Origin of the sequence: Neobacillus dielmonensis (assembly GCF_000612665.1) — a bacterium.
Taxonomy (GTDB): Bacteria; Bacillota; Bacilli; order Bacillales; family Cytobacillaceae; genus Neobacillus; species Neobacillus dielmonensis.
In genome coordinates, this window is the sequence record NZ_HG942070.1 from 20,877 (window position 1) to 27,221 (window position 6,345).

Here is a 6,345-nt window from a genome sequence, read left to right on the forward strand (position 1 = left end):
AAGCTGCGGTTTACTGTAAATCAAGGAAAACGTGGGAATTGGCCGAAATCCGGCTTGCGTTTTTCTTTAAAAGCATCGCGTCCTTCTTTTGCTTCATCTGTTGTATAGTAAAGTAAGGTTGCATCTCCTGCAAACTGCTGAATACCAGCTAGACCGTCTGTATCTGCATTGAACGCGGCTTTTAAGAAACGTAAAGCAGTTGGACTCTTCTCTAACATTTCCTCACACCATTTAATGGTTTCTTCTTCAACTTGCTCTAGAGGAACAACGGTATTCACTAAGCCCATTTCCAAAGCTTCCTGCGCATTGTACTGACGGCATAAATACCAGATTTCACGCGCTTTTTTATGTCCGACAATTCTTGCTAAATAGCCAGACCCATATCCTGCGTCAAAGCTGCCTACCTTTGGTCCAGTTTGTCCAAAAATTGCGTTATCAGCTGCAATTGTTAAATCGCAAACTACATGTAGAACGTGGCCGCCGCCAATCGCATATCCCTTTACCATTGCTACGACCGGCTTAGGAATGACACGAATGAGCCGCTGTAGGTCAAGCACATTTAGTCGGGGAATTTGATCCTCCCCAACATACCCGCCGTGGCCACGGACTTTCTGGTCGCCACCAGAACAGAAAGCTTTATCTCCTGCACCTGTTAATACTATGACACCAATATCAGAGTCATCACGTGCATAGGTAAACGCATCGATTAGTTCCATTACTGTTTTTGGAGTAAAGGCATTATGTACATGCGGGCGGTTAATGGTGATTTTTGCAATTCCATTATAAGTTTCATAAAGAATTTCTTCATATTTACGACCTGGAATCCATTCTACTGCCATCTTATAAACCTCCTTAAGTTTTATTTGACAAAAAGTCACTTATTATTGTACCAAAAAATTCAGGTTCTTCCACATGAATTGCATGCCCAGCGTTTTCAACAGTAATCCATTTACCGTTTTTTAAGTGTGGCAGCATTTGTTTAGCAATGCGGCAGAACTTTTCATCTTTCTCTCCTGTTACAAGCAGAACTTCACTTGTTAACTCTTGTAGGTGATTCCACCAAGAAGGCTGTGAACCTGTCCCCATGCCAATTAGACTATTTGTTAATCCTTCAACAGAATTTCCCAAGCGCTGTTGTCTAATCTTTAGTCTTGTTTCATCGGGTAGTTGTTCCATCGAATGAAACAATGGTATTTTTTCCCAATGGTTAACAAATTCCTCAAGTCCCTTTTCCCTAATTTTCTTGGCTAGTTCTGCATCGTTTTTACGCCTTGCTTCCCTTTCGTCTTCTGTCTTCAATCCTGGAGAAGTACTTTCCAAAACTAACTTGCCTATTTTATTAGGATACAGGATGGAAAAGGTAAGGGCAAGCCTCCCTCCCATCGAGTATCCAAGCATATCCGTTTTACTAATTCCTAATTGGTCAAGGAGGCAGTTTAATTGATAAGCTGCTGATTCAATATTATATAGATGGAGATCGTTAGGGGCTTCTGTCTGCCCATGGCCAATAATGTCCGGGATAATGAGCTGACGGTCTCCCCCCCAACGGTTGCTAAACGGTGCCCATGTCGATGAATCGCCGGTAAATCCGTGCAATAACACAAACGGAGTGCCATTTCCGCAGACCTCTACATGGTAGAAAATGCTTTGAATTGGAACAATCATGAATGTGCTCCGTTGACAAAATTCGATATTTCCTGGGAAACCGAGTTCCAAAATCCGCGATGTTCATCACGATTTCTGTCTCTGTTGGTTACTACTTCAAACACCTTGATTCCTGACGATTGACGTGAATGGTCCATTTCTATTCTGAAATGATCCCAATCCTCAATTCTAGCATAGTAACCATTAACCATTTTAACTGCATGGCTAAAGTCAATATCTAATGGAGTGCCGAACAAAAGTTCAAAATGGTTCGGATGCTCCGATTGCGGGAGAAACGAAAAAATTCCACCGCCATTATTATTGACTAAAATAATGTTAATATCGATTCCATAACGTTTAGCGATATGCAGTCCGGTTAAGTCATGAAAAAACGTCAAATCCCCTAGAACTAAATACATTTTTTTTGAATACAGAGCTGAACCGATGGCCGTTGAAATGGTTCCATCAATCCCATTCGCTCCTCGATTAGCGAAAACTTTTATGGACTTTTGATTATTAAGGAAAAAGCTGTCTAAATCACGAATCGGCATGCTATTACCGACAAAAAGAGAACTTTCATCAGGAAGCATTTCGGCCAATTGATAGAAAAGCTTGGCCTCACTCAAATCCGTAATATCCCTTATTGGATTCATGCCTTCCTTTGTTAGATCATTTATTCTTTTCCACTTTAATAAATATTCTACATGATCCCTGCTTTCAGCATAGTTTAACATCTTTTCGCAGAAAAGGGTTTCGTTGCAATAAATCATCTCTGTGGACAATAATGCAGGGTCTCTCCATCCTCCACCGCCATCTACGACATATTGTTCAGCATCTGGATTTTCCTTTATGAATATCGTTAATGCCTTGGATACCGGCATCGGACCAAAACGTAAAATGACATCTGGCTGCAAGAATGATTTGGCATCAGCATTTCGCAAAAAGGTATCGTATGAATCAATAATGTATTCCTGATTGTGGTTTCCACTGCGCAACTGTGATAGCGGGTCAGCGATAATCGGATACTGTAATACTTCCGCTAACCTTGTTACAGCCTGTGCAAAACCATCATCCACAATGGTCCCACAGACAATAATGCCATTTTGCTTTTCCTGAAGTCGCTCTGCTATCACCTTAAATTCACTTTCAGTAATAGTCAATTCCCCATTTCGGGTCTTCACATATCCCTGCGGGCGTTCGCTAAGTTCGAATAGATTTCCATCAATCTTGGGAATCAGCGGCTCCCGAAATGGGAAGTTCAAGTGGACTGGCCCTGCTGGGGCTTGGGCAGCAATAGCGGCTGCCCTGGCACAGAACGTTCTAGCATACCGGATGATTTCAGCACTTTTCTCTGGCAGTGCCATTTCAGCAAACCATTTAACATGTTTGCCATATAACCCGATCTGATCTATTGCCTGTGGGGCTCCAACCTCCCGAAGTTCATGAGGGCGGTCAGCTGTTAACACAATGAGCGGAATTCGTGAATATTTTGCCTCGATTATGGCAGGAAAAAAATTGGCTGTTGCCGTACCAGAGGTACAAAGAATAGCAACTGGACGATTGGTAGCTTTGGCTATGCCTAAAGCAAAAAAGGCAGATGATCGCTCATCTACGTGAATATGGATATTTAAATCAGGATGTTCGGCCAAAACCATCGCCATAGGAGTCGACCTTGACCCTGGACTAATTACTACATCTTTAATGCCTGCGTGAACAAGCTCAGCTGTAAAAGCTGCAAGATAGGCTGTTAATGATTCTTGATGACTCACATTAGTTCCCCCCTAACGCTCTAAGCATTGGTCTAAATTTCAAGCTGGTCTCTAGATATTCACTTGCCGAATTGGAATCTGCCACTACCCCACAGCCAGCGAAAAGGGACGCCTCATTTCCCTGGACCAACGCTGAACGGATTGCAACTGCAAATTCCCCGTTTCCTTGGTAATCCAGCCACCCAATTGGACCAGCATAAAAACCACGGTCAAGTTCCTCCATCTCTCTAATCTTTTGTACTGCCTCAGTTTTTGGCAGACCTCCTAGAGCAGGTGTAGGATGCAGTTTTTCAACTAATAACAATAAGGAGCTATTTGGACGGCATTTTCCGACGACAGGCGTATAAAGATGCTGAATATCTCTAATCTTCATCAATTGCGGTTGGGATGGAAGAATGATTTCATCACAGGCTTCTTCTAATGCATCCTTTATCATTTCAACTACATACTGATGTTCGATGAGGTTTTTTTGATCCTGTAGCAATTCCTCTCCTAACAGCATGTCCTCCTCCTCTGTCACGCCCCGGCGAATGGAACCAGCTAAGCAAGTGGAAAATATCTCGTTGCCTTGTTTTTTTACAAGCCTTTCCGGTGATGCACCGATAAAGCAATCTCCATTCGATTCAAACGCAAAAATAAAGCTTTCATGCTGCTGTTCATTTAATTTATGTAGAACTCCCTCAACTGCTACCGAGTCATGGAATATTAAACGCAGCTCCCGTGCAAGCACTACTTTTTTTAATGGACCATCTTTTAATTCGGTTACGATCTGATCAACGGTTTGTTTCCAACTTTCTGGGGCAATTTCCTTTTTCTCCTTAAGCTCTGGAAGTTGCGTTGATAATGGCCGGTGCAGTGAACTTAACAATTCATTACGCTCAACCAATATTTTCTTAAATATAGAATCATCATCCTGTGGTGTACACACAATGTTAGTGGTCAAATAGGCTTTTCCCTCTATAATGCTCAGTAAAAATTTTGGTAAATAAAACATCGAATCAGTATATTTTGACCAAAGCTCTGTTTTCTCTTTTAAAGGATCAAAGGAGAATCCTCCAAAAATGACAGGGCCAACCCCGAAAACTGGGTAGCAATTATTTACTAGACTTTCCTTAAGCAAATCTTCCCATGTGAGTTCTACGTGTAAAAACCGATTTGTCCCTTGATTATATTGGACTTGATTAGCAATGCCAATCCCCGTCAAGATCATTTCATCTTTCGGGTCCTTCCAAAAAAATCTTTCGCCAAAATAGTTTTCTCTTCCTATACTAAAAAAGGATAAAGGGCTAATACTATCCAATTCGCAGACTTCACTTACCAGAACTTCCCGGCCCAGCAATTTGGCTCGGTCGATGGCTAAAAGCCCCTTCTCCAATATTCCTGTTTCTTGAATGGTAACCAAACAAATCCCTCCAAAACAGCCACAATGGCTGTTATCCATTCCTGTAAACCTATTTTATCTATCTTAAATTATGAACAAATATTTTTGTCTATGCCCCAAATCTGCCTCATTAAAGATACTACTCCAATTGTAAAGAAGTCAATAATCCTTGTCACTACCTATCCCCGATTCTTTCCTTATTATATGGCAAAATGTGAACAATCGCTAAACTTAAAGCTTAAGACAAGTCAAATGTGTTCGTCCGCAAGAGGCGCTTGTGAAATTGTCAGATTGGGTCCATGAATCTGTATGTTCATTTTCCCACTAAAATAATGTTATTAACCTTATCCGGCATTATCTTCTATAATTGAAAGTAAAAATTCATTGACACTATCCAGCCGATTCCATAAACTTAGGTTTGGAAAGAGTAATTAGGAGTCCTTTTAGTATGTAAAAATAGATAATTGTAAGGGAGGAGATTTATGATGCAGCCAAATTTACACCAAGGTTCCAAACCAGTTGTGGAATCAAATAAAGGCTTTCAGGTTTGGTGGCAAATGACCCGTCCTCATACGTTAACTGCTGCATTTGTCCCTGTATTGTTAGGTACTGCACTTGCATTGGAGCAGGGAAAATTCCATCTTGGCTTGTTTCTTGCCATGTTAATCGCCTGCTTAATTATCCAAGCAGCTACAAATATGTTTAATGAATACTATGACTATAAGCGTGGACTTGACACCGAGCATTCAGTTGGAATCGGCGGTTCCATTGTTCGGGATGGTATTAAACCGAAAACGGTCATGCAAATGGCGTTGGGGCTTTACGGGGTGGCTTTATTATTAGGAATCTATATTTGCGCGAACAGCAGTTGGTGGCTGGCATTAGTGGGTATAATTGGTATGACAGTTGGGTATTTATACACAGGCGGACCTGTTCCAATATCCTCTACCCCATTTGGCGAAATATTTGCTGGTTTCTTCATGGGCATGCTGATTATTTTAATTTCATTCTTCATTCAAACAGGAACGGTAGACGCAGCAAGTGTCTTGGTATCTGTTCCAATATTTATTTTAGTGGGTGCTATTCTGCTATCTAATAATATCAGAGACTTAGACGGCGATAAGGAATACGGACGCAAAACATTGGCTATTTTATTAGGAAAAAAGAATGCCATTTATTTATTAGCCGGCATGTTTCTTTTTTCATATCTCTGGGTCTTCGGTTTAATATTCAGTGGTGTAGCACCAATTTGGTCAGCACTGGTATTGTTAAGTATCTCTAAGCCAATAAAGGCAGTTAAAGTCTTTAAAGCAGGCTCAGTACCGATTCAAATGGCTCCTGCCATGAAGGCAACAGCACAGACAAATACGATATTTGGATTCCTGTTGGCAATCGGTATTTTTGCGGGAATTCTTTTATAAAAAATTATTGAACAAAAAAGCTTCTGCTAGAGTGCAGAAGCTTCAGACTGTCGACAATCCGAAAAAGTTTGGGTTTGCCGACAGTCTTTTTTTGCTCTTTTTATAGGGGCTGTTGATTTGCGCTCCAGGC

Annotated in this window: 5 protein-coding genes; 1 reads left to right on the forward strand and 4 read right to left on the reverse strand. The window is 41.2% G+C overall.

The genetic code is table 11. The features are described 5' to 3' along the window. Positions 1-20: 20 nt before the first annotated feature. The 4 genes from menB to BN2425_RS14490 are packed head-to-tail and all read right to left on the reverse strand — an operon-like array spanning position 21 to position 4,815. Positions 21-839, reverse strand: a complete 819-nt coding sequence (menB, locus tag BN2425_RS14475; protein WP_042460795.1) for a 1,4-dihydroxy-2-naphthoyl-CoA synthase — start codon at positions 837-839, stop codon at positions 21-23. A gap of 13 nt (positions 840-852) precedes the next feature. Further along, positions 853-1,665, reverse strand: a complete 813-nt coding sequence (gene menH / locus BN2425_RS14480; RefSeq protein ID WP_042460798.1) for a 2-succinyl-6-hydroxy-2,4-cyclohexadiene-1-carboxylate synthase — start codon at positions 1,663-1,665, stop codon at positions 853-855. Next, positions 1,662-3,413 (reverse strand): 2-succinyl-5-enolpyruvyl-6-hydroxy-3-cyclohexene-1-carboxylic-acid synthase, encoded by a 1,752-nt coding sequence (menD, locus tag BN2425_RS14485; RefSeq protein ID WP_042460801.1) that lies wholly within the window; start codon positions 3,411-3,413, stop codon positions 1,662-1,664. The genes menH and menD overlap by 4 nt, the downstream gene beginning before the upstream one ends. 1 nt (position 3,414) lies before the next feature. Beyond that, a complete protein-coding gene (locus BN2425_RS14490; protein WP_042460803.1) occupies positions 3,415-4,815 on the reverse strand; it encodes an isochorismate synthase in 1,401 nt (466 codons plus the stop codon). Positions 4,816-5,279: 464 nt separating this feature from the next. Here BN2425_RS14490 and BN2425_RS14495 point away from each other — a divergent pair, with 464 nt between their 5' ends. Beyond that, positions 5,280-6,215, forward strand: a complete 936-nt coding sequence (locus tag BN2425_RS14495) for a 1,4-dihydroxy-2-naphthoate polyprenyltransferase (RefSeq protein ID WP_042460827.1) — start codon at positions 5,280-5,282, stop codon at positions 6,213-6,215. Positions 6,216-6,345: the final 130 nt, after the last annotated feature.

Coding starts and splice junctions, on each gene's coding strand:
- menH (WP_042460798.1), bottom strand. CDS start 1,665: ATGATTGTTCCAATTCAAAGCATTTTCTACCATGTAGAGGTCTGCGGA.
- BN2425_RS14495 (WP_042460827.1), top strand. CDS start 5,280: ATGCAGCCAAATTTACACCAAGGTTCCAAACCAGTTGTGGAATCAAAT.
- menB (WP_042460795.1), bottom strand. CDS start 839: ATGGCAGTAGAATGGATTCCAGGTCGTAAATATGAAGAAATTCTTTAT.